The organism is Streptomyces sp. Q6, assembly GCF_036967205.1.
Lineage (GTDB): Bacteria > Actinomycetota > Actinomycetes > Streptomycetales > Streptomycetaceae > Streptomyces > Streptomyces citrinus.
Genome location: NZ_CP146022.1, coordinates 6,041,241 through 6,063,524 on the forward strand (window position 1 = coordinate 6,041,241; position 22,284 = coordinate 6,063,524).

Below are 22,284 nucleotides of genomic sequence, written 5' to 3' on the forward strand. Positions count from 1 at the left end.
TGCATTAGAGCGCTGCTCAATGTGCTGTTCCTCAAGTCCTCAAGCTCACGATCAATGCTTGGGATCAGCGGGCGATCGGTTTAGAGTGGCGTTCTAACCACGAGGAGGTGCGACGGCGTGCGACTGACCCCCACCGAGCGCGACCGGCTGCTGCTGTTCGGCGCGGCCGAGCTCGCCCGGACCCGCAGGGCCCGCGGGCTGCGGCTCAATGTGCCGGAGGCGACCGCCCTGATCGCGGACACCGTCTGCGAGGCGGCCCGAGACGGACGGCGGCTCGCCGAGGCCGTCGAGGCGGCGCGGTCCGTGCTCGGCCCCGACGACGTGCTGCCGGGCGTCGCCGACATCGTCACCGAGGTGCACGTCGAGGCCGTCTTCGACGACGGGTCACGGCTCGCCGTCGTGAGTGACCCGATCGGCACGGGGACGGGCGACGCGGCGCCGGGAGCACTCCTGCCCGGCCCCGAGCACGCCGACCCCGCGCCGCGGGCGACGCTCACCGTCACCAACACGGCGGGTGTGCCGGTCTCCGTCACCTCGCACTTCCACTTCTTCGAGGCCAATCCGCGCCTCGACTTCGACCGCGCGGCGGCGTACGGCATGCGGCTCGCGGTGCCCGCCGGGTCGTCCGTGCGGTTCGGCCCCGGCGAGTCCGCGGAGGTCGGGCTGGTGCCGATCGGCGGGGCCCGCGTCGCGATCGGCTTCGCCGGGCTCGTCGACGGGCCGCTGGACGCCCCGGGCGCCCGCGAGGAGGCGCTGCGCCGCGCCGCCGCCTGCGGATACCTCGGAGCCGACGAGAAGGAGGCCGGCCGATGAGCCGCCCCGGAGGACACCCCGCCGAGGCCCGCCGCCTCACCCCGTACGAGTACGCGGGGACGCACGGCCCGCGCGCCGGCGACCGGATCCGGCTCGGCGACTCCGGGCTCACGATCAAGGTCGAGTCGGACTCGCAGGCGTACGGGGACGAGTTCCTCGCCGGGTTCGGCAAGACCGCGCGCGACGGGCTGCACCTGAAGGCCGCGGCCGTCCGCGAGACCTGCGACGTCGTGATCAGCAACGTCGTGGTGATCGACGCCGAGCTCGGCATCCGCAAGGTGTCCATCGGCATCCGCGAAGGCCGCATCCACGCCATCGGTCGGGCCGGGAATCCGGACACGCTCGACGGGGTCGACGTCGTCGTCGGGACCGGCACGTCCATCGTGTCCGGCGAGGGGCTCATCGCCACCGCCGGAGCCGTCGACACCCACGTCCACCTGCTCTCGCCGCGCATCATGGAGGCCTCGCTCGCCTCCGGCGTGACGACGATCATCGGGCAGGAGTTCGGCCCGGTGTGGGGGGTCGGGGTCAACTCGCCGTGGGCGCTGAAGCACGCCTTCTCCGCCTTCGACGCCTGGCCGGTCAACATCGGCTTCCTGGGCCGCGGTTCGTCGTCCGACGGGGCCCCGCTGGAGGAGGCCCTCGCCGAGGGCGGCGCCTGCGGGTTCAAGGTGCACGAGGACATGGGCGCGCACACCCGCGCCCTGGACACGGCACTGCGCGTCGCCGAGGAGCACGATGTCCAAGTGGCCCTGCACAGCGACGGGTTGAACGAATGCCTGTCGGTGGAGGACACCCTGAAGGTCCTCGAAGGGCGGACCATCCACGCCTTCCACATCGAGGGCTGCGGCGGCGGTCACGTACCGAACGTGCTGAAGATGGCGGGCGTCCCGAACGTCATCGGGTCGTCCACCAACCCCACCCTGCCCTTCGGCCGGGACGCCGTCGCCGAGCACTACGGCATGATCGTCTCCGTCCACGACCTGAAGACGGACCTGCCCGGCGACGCCGCCATGGCCCGCGACCGGATCCGCGCCTCGACCATGGGCGCCGAGGACGTGCTGCACGACCTGGGCGCCATCGGCATCACCTCGTCGGACGCGCAGGGCATGGGGCGCGCGGGCGAGACGGTCCGCCGCACCTTCGCCATGGCCGGGAAGATGAAGGCCGAGCTGGGCGACCCGGGCGTCGGCCACGACAACGACCGCGTCCTGCGCTACATCGCGAAGCTGACCATCAACCCCGCCATCGCGCACGGCCTCGCGCACGAGATCGGGTCCATCGAGGTCGGCAAGATGGCCGACATCGTGCTCTGGCGCCCGGAGTTCTTCGGCGCGAAGCCGCAGCTGGTGCTGAAGTCCGGCTTCCCCGCGTACGGCGTCGTCGGCGACCCGAACGCGGCGACGGACACCTGCGAACCCCTGGTCCTCGGGCCGCAGTTCGGGGCGCACGGGGCGACCGCCGCCGAACTGTCCGTCGCCTTCGTCGCGCGGGCCGCCGTGGACGACGGCCACGACACCATGCCCACGCGGCGCCGCCGGGTCGCCGTCCGCGGCACCCGCGGCATCGGCCCCGCCGACCTGCGCCTCAACTCCCGTACGGGAGCGGTCGACGTGGACCAGCGCAGCGGCCTGGTCACCCTCGACGGCGAGCCGCTGCGCTCCGCACCGGCCGACTCCGTCCCCCTCAACCGCCTGTACTTCCTGTGAGGTCTTTGCGATGACGTACTCCATGCCGCCCGAGTGGGCCCCGCACGCACGCACCTGGATGGCGTGGCCGGGCCCCAACCCGACCTTCGCCGACGACCGGGAACTGGCCGACGCGCGCGCCGCGTGGGCGTCGGTGGCCCGCGCCGTACGCCGCCACGAGCCGCTGACGATGGTCGTCGGCACCGGACAGCTCGACTCGGCGCGCGCACTCCTCGACTCCGGGATCGAGTTGGTCGAGCGCGATCTCGACGACGCGTGGATGCGTGACATCGGCCCCACGTTCGTGCGGCACACGGAGACCGGGGAGACGGCCGCCGTGGACTGGACGTTCAACGGCTGGGGCGCCCAGGACTGGGCCCGCTGGGAGCACGACTCCAAGATCGCCCGCCATGTCGCCGACCTCGCCGGCGTGCCCGTGCACTCCTCGCCGCTCGTCAACGAGGGCGGCGGCATCCACGTCGACGGCGAGGGCACGGTCCTGCTCACGGAGACCGTCCAGCTCGACCCCGACCGCAACCAGGGCTGGACGAAGGCGGACGTCGAGACGGAGATCCACGCCCGCATCGGCACGTCGAAGGCCATCTGGCTGCCGCGCGGACTCACCGCGGACTACGGCGAGTTCGGCACCCGCGGGCACGTCGACATCGTCGCGGCGTTCGCGGCGCCCGGCGTGGTCCTCGTGCACTCCCAGCAGGACCCGGCCCATCCGGACTTCGAGGTCGGCCGCGAGATCATCGGCGTCCTCACCGGACAGACCGACGCGCAGGGCCGCCCCCTGGAGATCGTCGAGGTCCCCGCGCCGAGCGTGCTCGCGGACGACGAGGGTTGGGTCGACTACTCGTACATCAACCACTACCTCTGCAACGACGGCGTCGTCCTGTGCGGCTTCGACGACCCGCGCGACGAGGAGGCGGCCGCGATCTTCCGCCGCCTCTTCCCGTCCCGCACGGTCACCCTCGTCGACGCCCGCACGATCTTCGCGGCGGGCGGCGGCATCCACTGCATCACCCAGCAGCAGCCGGCCGGATGACCGGGGCCGCGCGCCGGCGCACCCCGGCACCGCCCCGCGAGGACGTGCTCGCCGCCGCCATGGCGATGATCGCCGAGAACGGACTCGAACGGCTCACCATGGCCGCGCTCGGGCGGGACGTGGGGATGAGCAGCGGGCACCTGGCGTACCACTTCAAGTCCAAGGACGAACTGCTGCTGCGCACGCTGGAGTGGAGCGAGGAGCAACTGGGCGCGCGGCGGCGGGAGGTGCTGGACGCCGGGGGCGGGGTGCGCGAGCGGCTCGACGCGTACGTCGACCTGTACGTGCCCGACGGGCCCCGCGATCCGCACTGGACGCTCTGGCTCGAAGTGTGGAACCGGTCGAAGAGCGCCGCCGTCGAGACGTCCGCCCGCGCCCGGCAGGCCGCCATCGAGAGCGCCTGGCACCGCGACCTCGTGGCACTGCTCGCCGAGGGCATCTCGCGCGGCGCGTTCAGGGCCGTCGACCCGGACCGCTTCGCGGCGCGGCTGCGGGCGCTGCTCGACGGCTTCTCCATCCACGTCGCGATCGGGCTCCAGGGCGCCGACCGGGCCCAAGTCCTGTCTCACGTGGGGGAGTTCCTCGACGACGGGCTCGCGGCCGACGACTCCTGAGGCCGCGTCCGGGTTGTACGTCGTCCGACGGATTGCCCCTGTTACGGGCGGTGCGGTTGGATTTCCGTGGGCCCCTGGTGTCGGACCGGGGCCCGCGTGCCGCGGCACGGCACGGACCGCACCGACACCACGGGGGAATCACCGCATGCGTCGTATCACCCTGGCCTCAGTCCTGGCCGCCACCGCCACCGCCGTCGCGCTCGCCGTCGGCCCTGCCCTCGCCGCGCCGCCCGCGCCCCGCACCGAGCGGATCTCCGTCTCGGCCGCGGGGGAGCAGGGCGACGCCGACTCGGGCGGGCCGCTGCTCAGCAGCACCGGCCGCTACGCCGTCTTCAGCTCGTACGCCGCGAACCTGGTGCCCGGCGACACCTTCGACACCAACGACGTCTTCGTGCGCGACCTGAAGCGCGGCGCCCTGGAGCGGGTCAGCGTCGCCTCCGACGGCACCCCGGCCAACGGCCAGTCGGAGGCCGCGGGCATCAGCGCCGACGGCCGCTACGTCGTCTTCCGCTCCACCGCCACGAACCTCGTGCCCCAGGACCCCCGCGGGCCCCTGTGGGCGTACGACGTCTACGTCCACGACCGCCGCACCGGCACCACCGAGCTGGTGAGCGGCGCCCCGGACGGCGTGTCCGCGTACGCGAACTGGACCGCCGACATCTCGGACGACGGGCGCTACGTCGCCTTCAACGCCCGGCCGTACCAGATGGAGGGCGAGGGCTCCATCGATCCGGCCGTCTACCTCCACGACCGCGAGACCGGCACCACGAAGCGCGTCAGCAACCGCGCCCACCCCACCCTGGCCGGATACGGCTTCGACCTCAGCGGCAACGGCCGCTACCTCGCGTACAGCCAGAACGGCGTGCGCTCCGGCGACGGTTTCGTCTACGTCAGGGACCTGCGCACCGGCGCCGAGGAACAGGTCAACGTCACCCCGGACGGATCGCCCTCGGCGACGGGCGGATCGAGCCCGCACGTCTCGAACGACGGGCGCACCGTCTCGTTCGGATCCTGGGCGACGGACCTGCTGCCGGGCAGCGAGAGCCCCACCGCCACCGACATCTACGTACGCGATCTGCGCACCGGCACCACGCGCCGCGTCATCCACGACGGCGAGGGCGAAGCGGCCGCCTCCAACGGCGTGCTGAGCGCGGACGGCCGCCACCTCGCCTACGAGATGAAGGTCGGCCCCGCCGTGAACGTGTACGTACGGAACCTGCGCACCGGCGCGACCACCCTGGTCAGCGGCGGTGTGGACGGCGGCCCGCTCACCGACGTCGGCGTGTACGCCGCGTCCCTCGACGCCCACGGCCGCACGGTCGGCCTCGGCTCGACGTCCGCGCAGTTGGTCGCCGACGACACCAACGGGCTGCGCGACACCTTCGTGCGGCGACTGCGGCCCTAGGACAGCACGAAGCGCAGAGGGGTGCCCGGGACCGCCTGCGCCGCCGCGGCGAGGGCCGGTTCGGGGACGACGGCGATCACCGGGTAGCCGCCGGTCGTCGGGTGGTCGTGCAGGAAGACCACCGGGCGGCCGTCGGGCGGCACCTGCACCGCCCCGAGCACCATGCCCTCACTGGGCAGCTCGCCCGGCAACTCCCGCTCCAGGGGCGGCCCTTCGGTGCGCAGGCCGATGCGGTTGCTCTGCGCCGACACCGTGTACGTGGCCGTACGGAACGTCCGCAGGGCCGCCGCCGTGAACCAGTCGGCGCGGGGCCCCGGGCAGGTCGGCAGGATCAGCTCGGCGGGCGGGGCCGGCCAGGGCGGGGCCGCCGGAAGCGCGGGCGGGGAGCGGACAGCGCGCCGACGCCGAGCAGATCCCCGCGGCGAGCGGCGCGGGCCCCAGGCCCGACAGGAGGTCCGTGGAGCGGCTGCCGAGCACCGGGGCGACGCTGATGCCGCCCGCGACCGCGACGTAGGACCGCAGTCCGTGGGTGGCCGGGCCCACGTCGAGCACCGCCCCGCCCGGGACGCGGACCGGCGTGCCCCAGGGCGCGGGACGCCCGTCGATCGTGACCGGGCAGGGTGCGCCGCCCACGGCGACGGTGACCTGCCCGTCGGGGCGCAGGGCCACTCCGGTGAGCGTGGTCTCCAGTACGGCGGTGCCCTGCGGGTTGCCGGTCAGCCGGTTCGCCATCCGCATCGCGGGCGCGTCGAGGGCGCCCGAGCGCGGAACTCCCAGATGCGCGTGGCCCGTTCGTCCCTCGTCCTGGACGGTGGTGAGGGCGCCGGGACGGGTCACGGTGAGTGTGGTGGTCACGGGGTCTCCCCGTCGCCGCCGCCCGGCGGTGCCGTCGGGGCGAACTCCACCCGGGTCCCCGGCGACAGCAGGGCCGCCCGCTCCCGGTCGGGGTCCCACAGCGGCAGCGGGTCCGGCATGGTTCCGATGATCTGCCAGCCGCCCGGCGTCGCCCTCGGGTACACCGCCGAGTACGGGCCCGCCACGGCCACCGCGCCCGCCGGGACCCTGGTGCGCGGCGTGGCCCGGCGCGGCACGTGCAGCGACTCGGGCAGTCCGGTGAGATAGCCGAAGCCCGGAGCGAAGCCGCAGAAGGCGACCCGGTAGGTGTACGCGGCGTGGCGCGCCCCCACCTCGGCCTCGGACACGCCCCACAGCGCGGCGACGTCGGCCAGGTCGGGGCCGTCGTACACCACCGGGATCGTCACCACGTCGCCGTCGCCCGCGGCCGCCGGAGGAACGTCCCAGGAGGCGAGCTCGCGGGCCAGCGCGTCCGGGTCCGGCACCCCGTCGAGGAGCACGGTGCGCGCGCCGGGCACGATCTCGGCGACCGGCGGCAGCGTGCCCGCCGCCCGGCTGCGCAGCAGCCCCGCGTGGAAGGCTCCGGCGCGCTCGGCGTCCGGCAGCTCCACCAGGAGCGCGTGGCGCCCGGCGACCCGCACCACCGGAGCCGTGCTCACGCGAACGCACCCACCTTGACCCCGGCGTCCTCCAGCGCCGCGCGCACCCGCGCCGCGGTCCTGGCCGCGCCCGGGGTGTCGCCGTGCACGCACAGCGAGCGGGCGGCGACCTCGACGTACGTACCGTCGGACGCCTCGACCCCGCCCCCACCGCGAAGCCGACGGAGCGGCGCACCACCGTGTCCGCGTCCTCGACCACGGCCCCGGCCTCCCGGCGCGGAACCAGCGTCCCCTCCGGCGTGTAGGCGCGGTCGGCGAAGGCTTCCCGCACCGGGGTGAGACCCGCCTCCTCGGCGGCGGCGAGGAGCCGCGAGCCCGGCAGGCCGAGCACCGGAAGCGCCCCGCCCGCGAGGCGTACGCCCGCGACGACGGCCCACGCCTGTTCCGCGTCGGCCACGGTCCGGTTGTAGAGCGCGCCGTGCGGCTTCACGTACGCCACCTCGGCCCCGGCCGCCTGCGCGAAGACCCGCAACGCGCCGATCTGGTACGCCACTTCGGCCGCCAGCTCGTCCGCCGGCACGTCCATGGCGCGGCGCCCGAACCCGGCGAGGTCCCGGTACGAGACCTGCGCCCCGATCCGCACCCCGCGCTCGGCGGCGAGGTCGCACACCCACCGCATCACGGAGGGGTCGCCCGCGTGGAAACCGCAGGCGACGTTGGCGCTGGTCACCACGGACAGCAGGGCCTCGTCGTCGGTGAGGGTCCAGCGGCCGAAACCTTCGCCGAGATCCGCGTTGAGGTCGATCACGTCGTGCGTCACCTCTTCAACGTAGGCGATTGTTGAACGATCCGACAGAGCGCCTGACCGCATGGTGAGACCGCCGTCCGGGCGCTGTGCGGGCTGTGGCAGACTGCGGGCGTGCTCTCGTTCGCCATGATTATTGGCAGCAGGCGCGCCGGTCCGCAGTGACCACCCCGTACGACCCGGTACAGGTGGACACCGTCGTCCTCGACCCGCGCGCAGACCTCTCGCACCCGCGAGAGGTTTTTCTGTTTCTGGCCCACCCGCAGCCGGACGGAGAGCGCGAGGGATCATGAAGGGCGGTGGAGCCGGTCATTCCGGTAGACCGAGATCCCATACAGGAGCCAGATCAGCATGAGCAGCAGCCCGAGCGAACGTAGCGAGACCCCTTCCGGCGACCTCGACGATTCCTTCCACGTCTTCGACACGACGCTGCGCGACGGCGCGCAGCGCGAGGGCATCAACCTCACCGTCGCGGACAAGCTGACCATCGCACGGCATCTGGACGACTTCGGCGTGGGCTTCATCGAGGGCGGCTGGCCCGGCGCCAACCCCCGCGACACGGAGTTCTTCGCCCGCGCGCGCCAGGAGATCGACTTCCAGCACGCGCAGCTCGTGGCCTTCGGCTCCACCCGCCGCGCGAACGCCAAGGCGAGCGAGGACCCGCAGGTCAAGGCCCTTCTCGACTCCGGCGCCCCGGTCATCACGCTGGTCGCCAAGTCCCACGACCGGCATGTCGAGCTCGCCCTGCGCACCACCCTCGACGAGAACCTGGAGATGGTCCGCGACACCGTCTCCCACCTGGTCGCCCAGGGCCGCCGGGTCTTCGTCGACTGCGAGCACTTCTTCGACGGCTACCGCGCCAACCCCGAGTACGCGAAGGCCGTCGTACGGTCCGCGCACGAGGCCGGCGCCTCCGTGGTCGTGCTCTGCGACACCAACGGCGGCATGCTGCCCGCTCAGATCCAGGCGATCGTGCACACCGTCCTCGACGACACCGGCGCCCGGCTCGGCATGCACGCCCAGGACGATACCGGCTGCGCCACCGCCAACACCCTCGCCGCCGTCGACGCGGGCGCCACGCACGTGCAGTGCACCGCCAACGGCTACGGCGAGCGCGTCGGCAACGCCAACCTCTTCCAGGTCGTCGGCGCCCTGGAACTCAAGTACGGCAAGAAGGTCCTGCCCGAGGGCAAGCTCCGCGAGATGACCCGCGTCTCGCACGCGATCGCCGAGGTCGTGAACCTCACCCCCTCCACGCACCAGCCCTACGTCGGTGTCTCGGCCTTCGCGCACAAGGCGGGCCTGCACGCCTCCGCGATCAAGGTCGACCCCGACCTGTACCAGCACATCGACCCCGAGCAGGTCGGCAACCGCATCCGGATGCTCGTCTCCGACATGGCGGGCCGCGCCTCCATCGAGCTCAAGGGCAAGGAGCTCGGCGTCGACCTCGGCGGCGACCGCGAGCTGATCGGCCGGGTCGTGGACCGCGTCAAGGAACGCGAGCTTCAGGGCTACACGTACGAGGCCGCCGACGCGTCCTTCGAACTCCTGCTCCGCGCCGAGGCCGAGGGCCGGGAGCGCAAGTACTTCCGCGTCGAGTCCTGGCGGGCCATCGTCGAGGACCGCCCCGACGGCACCCACGCCAACGAGGCCACGGTCAAGCTCTGGGCCAAGGGCGAGCGCATCGTCGCCACGGCCGAGGGCAACGGCCCGGTCAACGCCCTCGACCGCGCCCTGCGCGTCGGCCTGGAGCGCATCTACCCGCAGCTCGCCAAGCTGGAGCTCGTCGACTACAAGGTCCGCATCCTGGAGGGCAAGCACGGCACGTCCTCCACGACCCGCGTGCTGATCTCGACGTCCGACGGGTCCGGCGAGTGGTCGACGGTGGGCGTCGCGGAGAACGTGATCGCGGCCTCCTGGGGGGCGCTGGAGGACGCCTACACCTTCGGTCTGCTGCGCGCGGGCGTCGAGCCGGTCGAGTAGCGGCCGCCTCGGTCGGCGAGGGGCGGTCCGGGCCCGGACTCGATCCGCCATTCGGCGCAGGGTGGGATAGCGTCGAGGTATGAGGCCCTTCCTGGCGGCCCTCGCCGCACCGTTCCTGGTCCTCGGCGCGACGCTCGCCGTGGCGCCGCCCGCTGCCGCCGCCACGGATGTCTCCACCGTCGCGGACGCTCTGAAGAAGAGCCCGGTGTACGTCGATCCCGCGGCGGCGGGGCGGTTGACCTCGGCGGACACCGACGCGCTCACCAAGAAGATCAAGGACGCGGACAAGCCCGTGATGGTGGCGGTGCTGCCCGCGGACTTTCCCGAGGAGAGGCTGTTCAGCGACCTCCGTACGAAGACGGGGATCGTCGGCGTGTACGGGGTCCGGCTGGGCGAGGCGTTCGACGTGAAGGCGGACAGCCGGGTCATGTCGCGGGACGCCGTCCGGAACCTGGCGTCGAGCGTCCAGGACGAGCCGCTGCGGCAGCAGCTCGACGACTACGTCGACACGGCGATCGGCACGGCCAGGGGCTCCGCGCCCTCGGCCTGGGGCGCGGACGGCGACGACGGCGGTGTGCCGGTCGGCGCGCTGATCGGCGTCGGCGCGGTCGTCGTGGCCGGCGGCGCGGGCGCGTACGCCCTGGTCAGGCGGAACCGGAAGGTCCGCGAGCAGCAGCAGCGCGAGGCCCTGGACAAGCTCAGGGTCGTCGTCGACGAGGACATCACCGCGTTCGGCGAGGAACTCGACCGGCTCGACTTCCACCCGGCCGAGGCGGGCGCGGACGACGCGATGCGCGCGGACTACGAGCGGGCCCTCGACGCGTACGAGAAGGCGAAGCAGTTCATGGCCGCGGCCCGGCGTCCCGAAGAGGTGCGCGGGGTCACGCAGGCGCTGGAGGACGGCCGCTTCTCGCTCGCGCTCCTGGCCGCGCGCCGCGAGGGCAGGCCGCTGCCGGAGCGCCGGGCCCCGTGCTTCTTCGACCCGCGCCACGGCCCCTCCGTCCAGGACGCCGCGTGGACGCCGCCCGGCGGTGCGCCCCGCGAGGTCCCCGTCTGCCTGGCGGACGCGACGCGGCTGCGCGACGGGCAGGAGCCCATGGTGCGCACGGTCGACGCCGGATCGGGGCTGCGGCGCCCGTACTACGACGCGGGCCCGATGTACGGCCCGTGGGCCGGCGGCTACTTCGGCGGCGGCATGCTCCCCGGTCTCCTCGTCGGCACCATGCTCGGCTCGATGATGGCGAGCCCCGCGTACGCGGCGGACTACGGCGCCGGCTACGGCGACTTCGACTCCAGCGCGGGCTACGACGGCGGCGACTACTCGGGCGCGGACTTCGACTCGTCGGACTTCGGCGGCGGCTTCGGCGACGGCGGGGGCGGCGACTTCGGAGGCGGCGGGGGAGACTTCGGCGGCGGGTTCTGACGGGGAGCGTCCCGGTGCCGAACAGGCTGCGATCAGATTGCCGGTATTGGCCGTTCGGCCCCTAGCCGCAGAAATTCGCGGACTGCTTTAATTTCCCCCACAGCCACGGGGGGAGGCAGTGGTGAGCGGTGGTGCGGACGGGAACAACGGGCCGGGTGGGCTGGGATTTTTTCACCGTGCGATCGGCGTGTGGACCATTGTCGGAAGTGTGTGCGCGGTTCTCAGCGTCGTCATCGCGCTGATCGCCATAAAACTCGGCACGGCCAACTCTGCGGACGGTTCCGGAATGACGTCCGGCGGCCTCGTCCCGACCCACTCGTCGTCGGCACCGACAGCCACGGAGGCGCCCACCACCGAGGAACCGACCGAGGACCCCACCACGCAGGAGCCCACGGAAGAGCCCGTCGAGGACCCCACGACGGACGAACCGACCGAGGACCCCACCCCCACGCCCAGCAGAATTCCCCTCCTCTACCGGAGCAACGGCACCTCCTATTTCGACTGCGACAGCGAGGGGAGGATCGCCTCGAAACTCGGGGGATCGGTGATCGAGTGGCGTGTCAGGAACGAATCCAGCGTCCGGCTGCACGTCTACTACTTGGGCACGGACGGACTCCGGCGGAACGAACAGACTCTTGAACCGGGCGGATACCTCAACTTCACGACGATGCACACCGGACACATTTATCTCTTCGCCCGGACCAATGCGAGCTGTTCCAAAATCATCCGGGTCGACGACGACTCGACATGGGCGCGCACGACGATCGTCGACAACGACTGATGACGTCTCACGGCTGAAGGGGTGTGTGGTCCTTCTCCCGTTCCAGCGCCGGCGGTCGCGCCTTGGGGATCTGGGCGCCCTCGCCGAACATCCATCGCGACAGCGCGACCCGTAGCCGTCGCACGGCAGGCGTCCGGCGGCGTACTCCGTGCTCGTCCGTGGTCGGTGGTGTCTCCAGCGCGGTGTGCTGCTCGTGCTGGGTCAGGCGGTACAGCTCCCCTTCCGGCAGCGGCTCGTGGAGTTCCACGTACTCGCCGTGCGGGAGGCGTTTGACGATGCCCGTCTCGCGGCCGTGCAGCACCTTGTCCCGGTCGCGGCGCTGCAATCCGAGACAGATCCGCTTCGTGACGACGAACGCGAGGACCGGGCCCGCGAGCAGTGCCACCCGGGCGAACCAGGTGATCGCGTTCACGGAGAGATGGAAGTGCGTGGCCCACAGGTCGTTGCCGCCGGCCGCCATCGCCACGAGGAAGCCGGTCAGCCAGGCCACCCCGAGTCCGGTGCGCACCGGGCGGTTCCGCGGGCGGTCGAGCAGATGGTGCTCGCGCCGGTCGCCCGTGATCCACGCCTCCACGAACGGATACACCCCGATCAGGACCAGCCACAGCGGGAACGCGACGAGCGGGACGAGGATGCCCAGGTTCAGGGTGTGGCCCCACGCCGCGATCTCCCAGCCCGGCATGACACGGACGAGTCCCTCCGCGAACCCGAGGTACCAGTCGGGCTGCGCTCCCGTGGAGACCTGGTCGGGGCGGTAGGGGCCGTACACCCAGACCGGGTTGATGGAAGCGACCGCCGCGATCAGCGTCACGACACCGAACACGAGGAAGAAGAAGCCGCCCGCCTTGGCCACGTAGTTGGGGAAGAAGGGCTCGCCCACCACGTTCCGCTCGGTCTTTCCCGGACCTGGGAACTGGGTGTGCTTGTGGTGGAAGACCAGGATCAGGTGGGTGACGACGAGCGCCAGCATGATGCCGGGCAGCAGCAGGATGTGGATCGAGTAGAAGCGGCCCACGATGTCGGTGCCCGGGAACTCGCCGCCGAAGAGGAAGAACGACAGGTACGTCCCGACGATCGGGATGGACAGCGTCATGCCCTCGATGAGGCGCATCCCCGCCCCCGACAGCAGATCGTCCGGCAGCGAGTACCCCAGCAGCCCCTCGAACAGGGCGAGGAACAGCAGCAGCCAGCCGAACACCCAGTTCACCTCACGGGGCTTGCGGAACGAGCCCGTGAAGAAGTGCCGCATCATGTGCACGAACATCGCCGCCACGAAGATCAGGGCGGCCCAGTGGTGGATCTGCCGGATGAGGAGTCCGCCGCGCACGTCGAAGCTGATGTCGAGCGTCGACGCGTACGCCTCCGACATCCGGATGCCGCTCAGTGGCACGTAACTCCCGTCGTACGTCACCTCGTTCATCGAGGGATGGAAGAACAGCGTCAGATAGACGCCGGTCAGGATCAGGATGAGGAAGGTGTACAGGCAGATCTCGCCCAGCAGGAACGACCAGTGGTCGGGGAAGACCTTGCGCAGATACCTGCGGCCCAGGCCGTAGATGCCGAGGCGGCCGTCGGCCCAGTCCGCGATCCGCTCGCCCGTCCCCGTCCCCGTCTCCGGACTCCGACGTGCGGCGCTCGTCGCGCCCTCTCCTGCTGCGGTGCTGTCGGACATGTCAGATGCCTCCCGTGAGCGCTCGCCCACGAGACGGTTCCGGGCACCGCGTGTGTGACACCGGACGGCCGACTTGTGGCGCATGTCACTCTGTGCGGGAGGCGGGATGATGCGCCACGAACTCGCCGTCACCCAGGCCCTCTTGTGAGGCCGGTGGGACGCCGTCTACCGTCCCGATGTATCAACTCGATATATCTGGGCGGCACTTGAGGGCGCGGAGGTCCGGCGAGCCGATGAGAGCGATCGACTACGACACGCAGCAGCACCAGGAGTACGCGCGCGGCCGGGCGCTCACCGAGCGGCAACTCGACGTGTGGCTCGCCGCGTTCGAGGCCGTGCTGCCCGAGCGCCGCCCGCTGGCGGGCCTCGACGTCGGCTCGGGGACCGGCAGGTTCACGCCCGCCCTCGCGGACACCTTCGGGCCGGTCATCGGCGTCGAACCGTCGGTCCGTATGCGGGAGGTCGCGCAGGAGCGGTCCCGCCACTCCGACGTGCGGTACCTGCCGGGCAGCGCCGAGGAGATACCCCTGCCGTCGGCCAGTGCCGACTACGCGCTGATGGGCTGGTCCTGGCACCACGTCGAGGACCGGCCGCGCGCGGTACGGGAGTTGGCGCGGGTGATCAGGCCCGGCGGGCGGCTGCTCCTGCGCACGAACTTCCGCGACCACCACCCCCGCCCGTGGTGGCTGGAGCACTTCCCGCGCGGATACGAGGCGGACGCGGCGATCTTCCAGCCGCTGCACGAGGTCATCGAGCTGTTCACGGCGGCCGGCTGGCGTGTCGCCGCGTACGGCACGGTCACCGAGCCGTCGTCCGGGACGCGCGGCGCGATGCTCGAACGGCTGCGGCTGCGCACGCTCTCCTTCTTCGCGCAGCTCACCCCTGACGAACTGGAGTCCGGCTTCCGCCGTCTGGAGGCGGCCGTCGCCGAGGACCCCGACGCCCCGGCGCCCGTGTTCGAGGAGCCGCTGCTCACGCTCACGCGCGGCTGAGCGCCCGCGTCACCCCGGCCACCACCGTCGTCGTCAGGATCCAGCCGACCGCGATCAGCCCGTACGCGAGGCCCTGTACGCCGGCCTCGGCCCAGTGCCAGACGTCGCGCTGGCCGAGGCCGCCGATCGGCACCATCAGGTCGAGGGTGTACGCCACGGGGTTGAAGGGCGGCCCCTCGCCCTTCTTGTTCGGCACGGGGGAGTGCGCGTCGAAGACGAGCGAGCCGAGGAGCGTGAGCACCGCCAGCCAGATCCCGGCGATCCACGGCCGGTACCCGTACCCGACGGTCGCGTCGAGCAGCCAGCCCCACGCCTTCCCCGCCGGACCCAGCGTCGCGCGCCGCGTCCGTTCCCGTACGAGCAGGACGCGGCGCGCCTCGTCCTCGTGCCCGAACCGGCGGTAGTAGGAGGCGAGTTGCTCGTACGGCTGCGGCGCGTACACGGGCTGGCGGCGCAGCCAGGCGAGGCGGTTCGTGACGTCCTCGCGGCGCCCGTCGGCCGTCTCGCCGAGCCAGTCGTACGTCAGCCCGTCCAGGCCCAGCGGGCCCGTCGGCCAGGTCGACGGGTGGTCCTGGATGCGGGTCGCGTGGGCGTTGCGCAGATTGATGCCTCCGGCGGGGCGCCGCGCGAAGCGCAGATCGAGCGACTCGGTGCGCATGCCGATCGCCATCAACGACGAGCCTGAGCCGCCCAGTTCGGCGGACTCGAAGGAGACGAGGTCCTCCACCTGGGCGCCGCGCAGCCGTATCCGGCCGTCGGCCCGCAGTCCTTGCAGCCGTACGTTCGACGCCTTCAGGCCGTCCCCGTTGAACGCGTACGCGTCGGCGGCTCCCACCCTGATCCGGGCCCCGCGCATCCACAGCCCGCCGGGCAACTCGGCTCCGGGGAAACCGACTTCGCCCTCCGCGACGAAGCCGTCCTCGCAGAACACGGCGCCCCGCGTGGCGAGCCCGCCGGCCTCCAGCGCCACCCGCCCCGGGGCGACGAGCCGCGCGCCGTCGAGCCGCAGGCCGCCCGCGATGTCGGCGTGCACGAGATCGACGGCGCCGTCGGCCCCGTCACGCTCACCTATGACCGACCGCCGCAGGTCGACCCGCCCGCCGAAGCGCGTGGTCGACGCCCGAAGCCCCGGGAGCGTGCAGGCGACGAGCGCGAACCCGAGCGTGTTCGCCCCTTCGAGGCTCACCGCCTCGTCGAACCGGCACGCCTCGAACCGCACGGCCCGCCGCAGCTCGGCCCCGTCGAGCCGCAGCGTCCCGGTGACGCGCGCGTCCCGCAGGACGTAAGGCTCGGACCCGGCGCTCTCGTCCAGGATCTCCCGGCCGACCGCCGCCCCGTCGACGCGCCGCTCAGCCACGGGACTTCGGGGAAGCGCCCCGGTCGCCGCCGGTGCCGGAGCCCCACCGCCCGAGCGCGGCGGTCGTGCGATCGTGCGATCGTGCCACGGTCTTCATGAGGCTCCTGGCAGTCCGTCCGACAGGCACGCGCTGTCGTCGGGGCACAGCGCCTGGGGCCGCAGCCTTCCACACTTCGCAGGCGCGGAGTTGACATTCCCGTATCGTCCAGGACCCTGCCCACCAGGTCTTCCGGGCGGCGGCGCGGACAAATGCAGATGTATGACCCCCGTGCTGCATCCGCGCCCCGCGTCCGTCCGAAAGTCACTCTATGGAGCAACTCCCCCTCAAACGCGAGGCGTTCTACCGCGGGGAACGCACATCGATTCCGGCGGCGCGTGCGTTCACGGCGTGGGCCCTTCGTGACTGGCAGGCGCTCGAACGTCTCGACGACGTCCTTCTCTGCGTCAGCGAGATCACGACGAACGCGCTGACGCACGGGTCCCCGCCCGGGAACGGCTTCCGGCTGGGCCTCGAACTGTGCGCCGACGGGACCGTGCGCGTCGAGGTGGACGACACCGGGGGCGGCGAGGTCCGGCTCCCCGAACCGGACGCCGACGCGGAGTACGGGCGCGGGTTGTTCCTCGTCGAGGCGCTCGCCGACAAGTGGGGAGTGGGGCGGCGGGAACCCGGGAAGACGGTGTGGTGCGAGTTCGGCCGGTGCGCTCTTCCGCCTTCCGCCACGGGCCCGGATCCCGGCCCTGGCGACGGCTCCCCGGCCCGCCTTCCGGCGCCCCTGCGTGACCCGTCCGACTCGGTCCGCGAGTACTGATCACTGTCGCGGCCGGTCGCCGCCGACCAGACCCGTCTCGTACGCGGCGATGACCGCCTGCACCCGGTCGCGCAGCGAGAGCTTGGCGAGGATCCGGGCCACATGCGTCTTCACGGTGGCCTCGGACAGGTGCAGCCGGGCCGCCAGTTCCGCGTTGCTCAGGCCGCGGGCGAGGAGGGTGAGCACCTCCAGCTCGCGCGGGGTGAGCGCGGCGAGGTCGCGGTGGAGCGCGGAGGCGTCCGCCCCCGCCCCGTCGCCGTCGCGGTGGGCGAAGCGCTCGACCAGACGTCTGGTGATCGCGGGCGCGAGCAGCGCGTCCCCGGTACGGACCATGCGCACGGACGCGGTGAGGTGCTCCGGCGTGACGTCCTTGAGGAGGAACCCACTGGCCCCGGCGGCCAGCGCCGCGTACACGTACCGGTCGAGGTCGAACGTCGTCAGGATCAGCACGCGCGGCGCGTCCGCCACCGCGGCGGACAGGATGCGGCGCGTCGCCTCCAGACCGTCCATCTCCGGCATCCGGATGTCCATCAGGACCACGTCGGGACGGGTGCGGCGGACGGCCGCGACCGCCTCCGTCCCGGTCACCGCCTCGGCGACCACGTCGATGCCGTCGGCGTCGAGGATCAGCCGGAACCCGGTGCGTACGAGCGTCTGGTCGTCGGCGAGCACAACCCGCAGGGGAGCGGCGTCGGACATCAGGGAGTCTCCGTCGGGGAGGGCAGGGGAAGGGCGGGGGTGAGCGGGACGCGGGCCTCGACGCGGTAGCCGCCGGTGAGCCGGGCGCCCGTGTGCAGGGTGCCGTCGTACAGCGCGAGGCGCTCGCGCAGACCGATCAGACCCCGGCCGTTCCCCGTCGCGGCGCCCGGACCCGGGGTGCCGCCGGTGTCGGTGACCTCGACGCGCAGCGCGTCGGGGGAGTGCTCCACGATGACCGAGGCGCGGGCGCCCCGCGCGTGCTTGACCGTGTTCGTCAGCGCCTCCTGGACGACGCGGTAGGCGGTGAGCGCGATGCCCGGCGGGACGGCGCCGAGGTCGGCGGCGCCGGTCGTCGTCAGCTCCACCGGCAGGCCCGCCTGCCGCAGCCGGTCGATCAGCGGCGGTATGTGGTCGAGGCCGGGCTGCGGAGCCAGGTCGTCGTCGCTCCCGTCCCCCTGCGCCGTACTGTCGGCGGTCAACAGGCCCATCACGTGCCGGAGTTCGGCCATGGCCGCGCGGCCGCCCGCCTCCACGGCCAGCAGCGCCCGCGTGGCGCCCTCCGGGTTGCGCGCGAGGATCGTACGGGCGGCTCCCGCCTGGATCACCATCACGCTCACGTTGTGCGTGACGACGTCGTGCAGCTCGCGGGCGATCCGGGCCCGCTCGTCGGCGACGGCCGCCCGCAGCGCCTCGGCCTGCTCCCGCTCCAGGGCGGCCAGCCGCGACGCGCCGTCCGTGCTGCGCTGCTTCCACGTCCGCAGGCCGTTGGCTATCAGCGCGATGGGCAGCAGGACGAGCAGCGGGGCGAACCGGTCGGGGATGATGTTCCCCTCGTCCGTCTTCCACGCGAAACTCACCAGGATCATCGCCACCGGCAGGCTCAGCAGGGTCGCCCGCCGGTGCGGGCTGTGCGCGGTGGCGGTGTAGACGGTGATCGCGAGCGCGTAGAAGGTCAGCCGCGGCGAGTCGGCCGGGACGAGAGCGGTCGCCGCGATGGCCGTCCACAGCACGGCGAGCGGGAAGCGGCGGCGCAGCGCGAGCGCGAGATACGCGACGAGGGCGAGCCCCAGCCAGATCACGACCGGGCCGTCGGCTTCGGCCGGCGGCTTCTCGACGGCGAGCACGCTGGAGGGGTCCCAGGGCGGCGGGCCCGACACGTCACCCCCCTCGTCACCGGCGTGCTTGAGCGCGAACACCACACAGGTCAGGGCCATCGCGAGGGCGAACAGGCCGTCACGGACCACCTCACGGCGCGCCCCGGGCACCGCGAACGCCGCGCGCGCCCCCGCCACCGCCCCCGGCCACCACCGGAACACCCCGATCACCCCGCCCACCCTTCCTCGCCCCCGCTCGCCTCATTCTCACCGGCCGCCCACCGCCGCGTAATCCACCCGGGGGCCGGGATCGCCCGCCGCCGTCTCCACCTGTCGACTACACCGCTGGGATGACCGCGCCGCCCTCCTCCCAGCTGGGTACGGCCAATGGCCCGGCCGGGCGACGCGCCCGGGACCGGCCGCTCCCTACGGTTCCCGAGGCACACGCCGCCGAGGCCGAGGAGGCCCTCCATGAACAGCCCCGCGCACGCTCCGGTCATCCGGCTCCAGGACGTGAGCCGTACCTACGACGACGGACCACCCGCCCTGAACGACGTCTCCCTGACCGTCCGTCCCGGAGAGTCCGTCGCCGTGCTCGGCCCGTCCGGCAGCGGCAAGTCGACCCTCCTGAACCTGATCGCCGGGCTCGACCGGCCCGACACCGGGACCGTCACCGTGGACGGCGTCCGCGTCGACCGGCTCGGCGAGGCCGGCGCCGCCCGCTACCGCAGGGCGAAGGTCGGCATGGTGTTCCAGTTCTTCCACCTCCTCGACGACCTGAGCGTCGCCGACAACATCGCGCTGCCCGCCCGACTCGCGGGCACCGCACGGGGCGAGGCCCACCGACGCGCCGCCCAGCTGATGGAGTCCCTCGGCATCGACCGGCACGCCCGCGCCCACCCCACCCGCCTGTCCGGCGGCGAACGCCAGCGCGTCGCCGTCGCCCGCGCCCTGATGAACCGGCCCGCCCTGCTCCTCGCCGACGAACCGACCGGCGCCCTGGACACGGCGGCGGGCGAGGACGTCCAGGCGCTGCTGCGCGAGCTGAACGCCGACGGGCAGACCCTCGTCGTCGTCACCCACGACGTGGCCCTGGCCCGCGCGTGCACCCGCCGCACCCTCCACCTCGTCGACGGCCGCGTCGCGTCCGACACCACCACCGCCACCGCGGCGGGGGCCGTCCGATGAGCGCCCTCGGCAAGGTCGTGCGCGCGGGAGTCGCCCGGCGCCGCGTCCCCGCCGTGGTGATCTGCCTGACCACGCTGATGGCCGTCGCCGCGTCCGTGCTCGCGGGCACGCTCCTCGTCTCGTCCCGCGCGCCCTTCACCACCGCCTTCGGCAAGCAGCACGGCGCGCACCTGACGGTGTCGTACGACGCGAGCAAGGTCGACGCGGCTCGGATCACAGGCAGGTCGGCCGACGAGGTCACCGCCACCGCGGGCCCCTTCCGCACGGTGACGGCCAGCCCGGTCTTCACCGTGCCGAACGGCCCGCGGGGCAGCGTGCCCCGACCGCTCACCGTCGTCGGCCGCGCGCACTCCGGCGGCGCCGTCGACCGGCTCACCCTCACCGAGGGCCACTGGCCCACCCGCGCCGGGCAGATCGCCCTGTCCGCCGACGCGGGCCTGCCCCTCGACGTCGGCGGCAAGCTGACCTTCGAGGCGCTGCCCGGGAAGCCGACGCTCACCGTCGTGGGCCTCGCCCGCTCCGTCAGCCGCACCGGCGACGCCTGGGTGCTCCCCGCGCAGATCGGCGCGCTCACCCCGAAGAACGGCCCGAGCGGCTACGAGATGCTCTACCGCCTGACCTCCGCATCCGCCGCGACCAAGGCCCAAGTCGCCGCTGTACGGAAGGAGTTGACCGCCGGCGTCCCGGGCGATTCCGTGACCGGCACCCAGTCCTGGCTCACGCTCAAGGCCGCGAGCGAGCGGGAGACGGCGGTGTACATCCCGTTCCTGCTGGCGTTCGGCGGCCTCGGCCTCGTCATGTCGGTGCTGATCGTGGGCAACGTGGTCGCGGGCACGGTCGGCGCCGGCCTGCGCCGCATCGGCGTCCTGAAGGCCGTCGGCTTCACCCCGCACCAGGTCGTCCGCGCCTACCTCGCCCAGGCCCTCGTCCCGGCCGCCGTCGGCGCCGCGCTCGGTGTCGGCGCCGGCCACCTGGCCGCCGTACCGCTCCTGGAGGAGGCGGAGAACGCCTACAGCTCGACCCCGCTGACCGTGGCGCCCTGGGTGGACGCGGCCGTCGTCGCCGCCGTCCTCGGCGTGGTCGCCCTCACCGCCTGGCTGAGCGCCTGGCGGGCCGGACGGCTGCGGGCCGTCGACGCGATCGCCGTGGGCCGGGCGGCGCGTGCGGGGCGCGGGCGGTGGGCGGCCGGGCTCGCCGCGCGGCTGCCGCTGCCGCGCCCCGTGTGCCTGGGGCTCGCCCGGCCGTTCGGCCGCCCGGGGCGCGCCCTGGCCATGGCCGCGGCCGTCGGGTTCGGGGCGGTCGCCGTCACCTTCACGCTCGGCCTCGGCTCGTCCCTGAACGCGATCCTCGACGCCCGGGAGCACGACAACTCCGACGTCAGCGTCGTCTCCGTACCCACGCAGACCGGGGGAGCGCCGCAGACCGGGGGAGCACCGCGGGGCGGAGGCCCGCCGCCGGGCGGGCCGGGAGAGGACGGGATCGCCCACGCGTCCGCCGTCGCCCGGACCATCGCGGCGCAGTCCGGGACCCGCGCGTACTACGGCACGGCCGAGACCCGGGCGACCGCGCTCGGCGTCAGCGACGACATCGACGTCACCGCCTTCACGGGCGACGCGGGATGGGCCGACTACCGCATGATGTCGGGGCGTTGGTTCACGAAGGCGGGCGAGGCCGTCGTCCCCACGGGGCTCCTCACACAGCTCGGGGCGAAGGTCGGGGACACCGTCACGTTCACCGCCGCCGTCGAGAACGGCAAGCCGTTCACCGTACGGATCGTCGGCGAGGTCTTCGACACGTCCAACTTCGGGACGCTGCTCTACACCGACCTCGCGACCCTCAGGACGGCGGCGCCGAACCTGGCCCCGCACTCCTACCAGGTCCAGCTCGACTCCGGCACCCGGGCGAAGAGTTACGCCACCGCGCTCACCGCGGCGCTGGAGAAGGCCGGGTCCGCGAACGAGAAGCTCGAAGCCCACGTGGGCCCGGCGGACGACTCGGGCGGCAGCGACATCGTCGACTCGCTCAACGCGCTCGGCGCGATGCTCACCCTGATGATCGTCGCTGTCGCCGCGCTCGGCGTGCTCAACGGCGTCGTCCTCGACACCCGCGAGCGCGTCCAGGAGCTCGGCGTCCACAAGGCCCTCGGCATGACGCCGCGGCAGACCGCCGTCATGGTCGTCACGTCGGTCGTGCTCACCGGGATCGTGGGTGGCGTCGCCGGGGTGGCGCTCGGCCGGGCCCTGCACCACTGGATCGTGCCGGCCATGGGCGAGGGCGCGGGCGTCGCCATGCCGGACTTCGTCCTCGCCGTGTACCGCGCGCCGGAGCTGGCCCTGCTGGTGCTCGGCGGTGTCCTCATCGCCGTCCTCGGGGCGCTGCTGCCCGCGGGGTGGGCGGCGCGGATCAGGACGGCGACGGCGCTGCGGACCGAATGACCACGACGAGTCGGCGGCCAC

General features: G+C 73.1%; 17 protein-coding genes and 2 pseudogenes. 12 read left to right on the forward strand and 7 right to left on the reverse strand.

The window, feature by feature from the left end; translation table 11 throughout:
• Positions 1-117: 117 nt before the first annotated feature.
• The 5 genes from ureA (at position 118) to V2W30_RS28185 (ending at position 5,571) form a co-directional block, all read left to right on the forward strand.
• A complete protein-coding gene (gene ureA, locus V2W30_RS28165; RefSeq protein ID WP_338700876.1) occupies positions 118-813 on the forward strand; it encodes an urease subunit gamma in 696 nt (231 codons plus the stop codon).
• Entirely contained in the window at positions 810-2,522 is a 1,713-nt protein-coding gene (locus V2W30_RS28170) for an urease subunit alpha (RefSeq protein WP_338700878.1), read from the forward strand. The genes ureA and V2W30_RS28170 overlap by 4 nt, the downstream gene beginning before the upstream one ends.
• A gap of 10 nt (positions 2,523-2,532) precedes the next feature.
• A complete protein-coding gene (locus tag V2W30_RS28175; protein WP_338700879.1) occupies positions 2,533-3,552 on the forward strand; it encodes an agmatine deiminase family protein in 1,020 nt (339 codons plus the stop codon).
• Entirely contained in the window at positions 3,549-4,166 is a 618-nt protein-coding gene (locus V2W30_RS28180) for a TetR/AcrR family transcriptional regulator (protein ID WP_338700881.1), read from the forward strand. The genes V2W30_RS28175 and V2W30_RS28180 overlap by 4 nt, the downstream gene beginning before the upstream one ends.
• A 145-nt stretch (positions 4,167-4,311) precedes the next feature.
• A complete protein-coding gene (locus V2W30_RS28185) occupies positions 4,312-5,571 on the forward strand; it encodes a hypothetical protein (protein ID WP_338700882.1) in 1,260 nt (419 codons plus the stop codon).
• On the opposite strand, the pseudogene V2W30_RS28190 reads toward V2W30_RS28185, so the two are convergent.
• From V2W30_RS28190 to V2W30_RS28200, 3 genes and pseudogenes are all read right to left on the reverse strand, one after another.
• Positions 5,568-6,426, reverse strand: a pseudogene (locus V2W30_RS28190) (biotin-dependent carboxyltransferase family protein). The gene V2W30_RS28185 and the pseudogene V2W30_RS28190 sit on opposite strands and share 4 nt — an antisense overlap.
• The gene (locus tag V2W30_RS28195; RefSeq protein WP_338700884.1) at positions 6,423-7,085 is read right to left on the reverse strand and encodes an allophanate hydrolase subunit 1; all 663 of its coding nucleotides are present in this window, start codon (positions 7,083-7,085) and stop codon (positions 6,423-6,425) included. Before V2W30_RS28195 ends, V2W30_RS28190 begins: the two are co-directional and overlap by 4 nt.
• A pseudogene (locus V2W30_RS28200) lies at positions 7,082-7,833 on the reverse strand (LamB/YcsF family protein). Before V2W30_RS28200 ends, V2W30_RS28195 begins: the two are co-directional and overlap by 4 nt.
• Positions 7,834-8,181: 348 nt before the next feature.
• On the opposite strand from V2W30_RS28200, the gene cimA reads away from it, so the two are divergent.
• The 3 genes from cimA (at position 8,182) to V2W30_RS28215 (ending at position 12,017) form a co-directional block, all read left to right on the forward strand.
• Entirely contained in the window at positions 8,182-9,813 is a 1,632-nt protein-coding gene (cimA, locus tag V2W30_RS28205; protein ID WP_338700886.1) for a citramalate synthase, read from the forward strand.
• Between the two features lie 79 nt (positions 9,814-9,892).
• Positions 9,893-11,236 (forward strand): hypothetical protein, encoded by a 1,344-nt coding sequence (locus V2W30_RS28210; RefSeq protein WP_338700888.1) that lies wholly within the window; start codon positions 9,893-9,895, stop codon positions 11,234-11,236.
• A 121-nt stretch (positions 11,237-11,357) separates the two neighbouring features.
• Positions 11,358-12,017 carry a PT domain-containing protein gene (locus V2W30_RS28215; RefSeq protein WP_338700890.1) on the forward strand — a complete coding sequence of 220 codons (660 nt, stop codon included), beginning with the start codon at positions 11,358-11,360 and terminating at the stop codon, positions 12,015-12,017.
• 7 nt (positions 12,018-12,024) lie between these two features.
• Here V2W30_RS28215 and V2W30_RS28220 read toward each other — a convergent pair whose 3' ends face one another.
• Positions 12,025-13,689, reverse strand: coding sequence for a cytochrome bc complex cytochrome b subunit (locus V2W30_RS28220; protein WP_338700892.1), 1,665 nt, complete (start codon positions 13,687-13,689; stop codon positions 12,025-12,027).
• 233 nt (positions 13,690-13,922) lie between these two features.
• Between V2W30_RS28220 and V2W30_RS28225 the strand changes: the two genes are divergently transcribed.
• Positions 13,923-14,681 (forward strand): class I SAM-dependent methyltransferase, encoded by a 759-nt coding sequence (locus V2W30_RS28225; protein ID WP_338700893.1) that lies wholly within the window; start codon positions 13,923-13,925, stop codon positions 14,679-14,681.
• On the opposite strand, the gene V2W30_RS28230 is transcribed toward V2W30_RS28225, so the two are convergent.
• Complete coding sequence (locus V2W30_RS28230) at positions 14,668-16,038, reverse strand: oxidoreductase (RefSeq protein ID WP_338700894.1); 1,371 nt, start codon at positions 16,036-16,038, stop codon at positions 14,668-14,670. The two genes, V2W30_RS28225 and V2W30_RS28230, sit on opposite strands and share 14 nt — an antisense overlap.
• A gap of 308 nt (positions 16,039-16,346) precedes the next feature.
• Between V2W30_RS28230 and V2W30_RS28235 the strand changes: the two genes are divergently transcribed.
• Positions 16,347-16,847, forward strand: coding sequence for an ATP-binding protein (locus V2W30_RS28235; RefSeq protein ID WP_338700895.1), 501 nt, complete (start codon positions 16,347-16,349; stop codon positions 16,845-16,847).
• Here the strand turns inward: V2W30_RS28235 and V2W30_RS28240 are convergent, their stop codons facing one another.
• Complete coding sequence (locus V2W30_RS28240; RefSeq protein WP_338700896.1) at positions 16,848-17,546, reverse strand: response regulator transcription factor; 699 nt, start codon at positions 17,544-17,546, stop codon at positions 16,848-16,850.
• Positions 17,546-18,871 (reverse strand): sensor histidine kinase, encoded by a 1,326-nt coding sequence (locus tag V2W30_RS28245; protein ID WP_338700897.1) that lies wholly within the window; start codon positions 18,869-18,871, stop codon positions 17,546-17,548. The genes V2W30_RS28240 and V2W30_RS28245 overlap by 1 nt, the downstream gene beginning before the upstream one ends.
• 240 nt (positions 18,872-19,111) lie before the next feature.
• Between V2W30_RS28245 and V2W30_RS28250 the strand changes: the two genes are divergently transcribed.
• Both V2W30_RS28250 and V2W30_RS28255 read left to right on the forward strand, forming a co-directional pair.
• The gene (locus tag V2W30_RS28250; protein ID WP_338700898.1) at positions 19,112-19,828 is read left to right on the forward strand and encodes an ABC transporter ATP-binding protein; all 717 of its coding nucleotides are present in this window, start codon (positions 19,112-19,114) and stop codon (positions 19,826-19,828) included.
• The gene (locus V2W30_RS28255) at positions 19,825-22,263 is read left to right on the forward strand and encodes an ABC transporter permease (RefSeq protein WP_338700899.1); all 2,439 of its coding nucleotides are present in this window, start codon (positions 19,825-19,827) and stop codon (positions 22,261-22,263) included. The genes V2W30_RS28250 and V2W30_RS28255 overlap by 4 nt, the downstream gene beginning before the upstream one ends.
• The last annotated feature ends 21 nt before the right edge of the window (positions 22,264-22,284 follow it).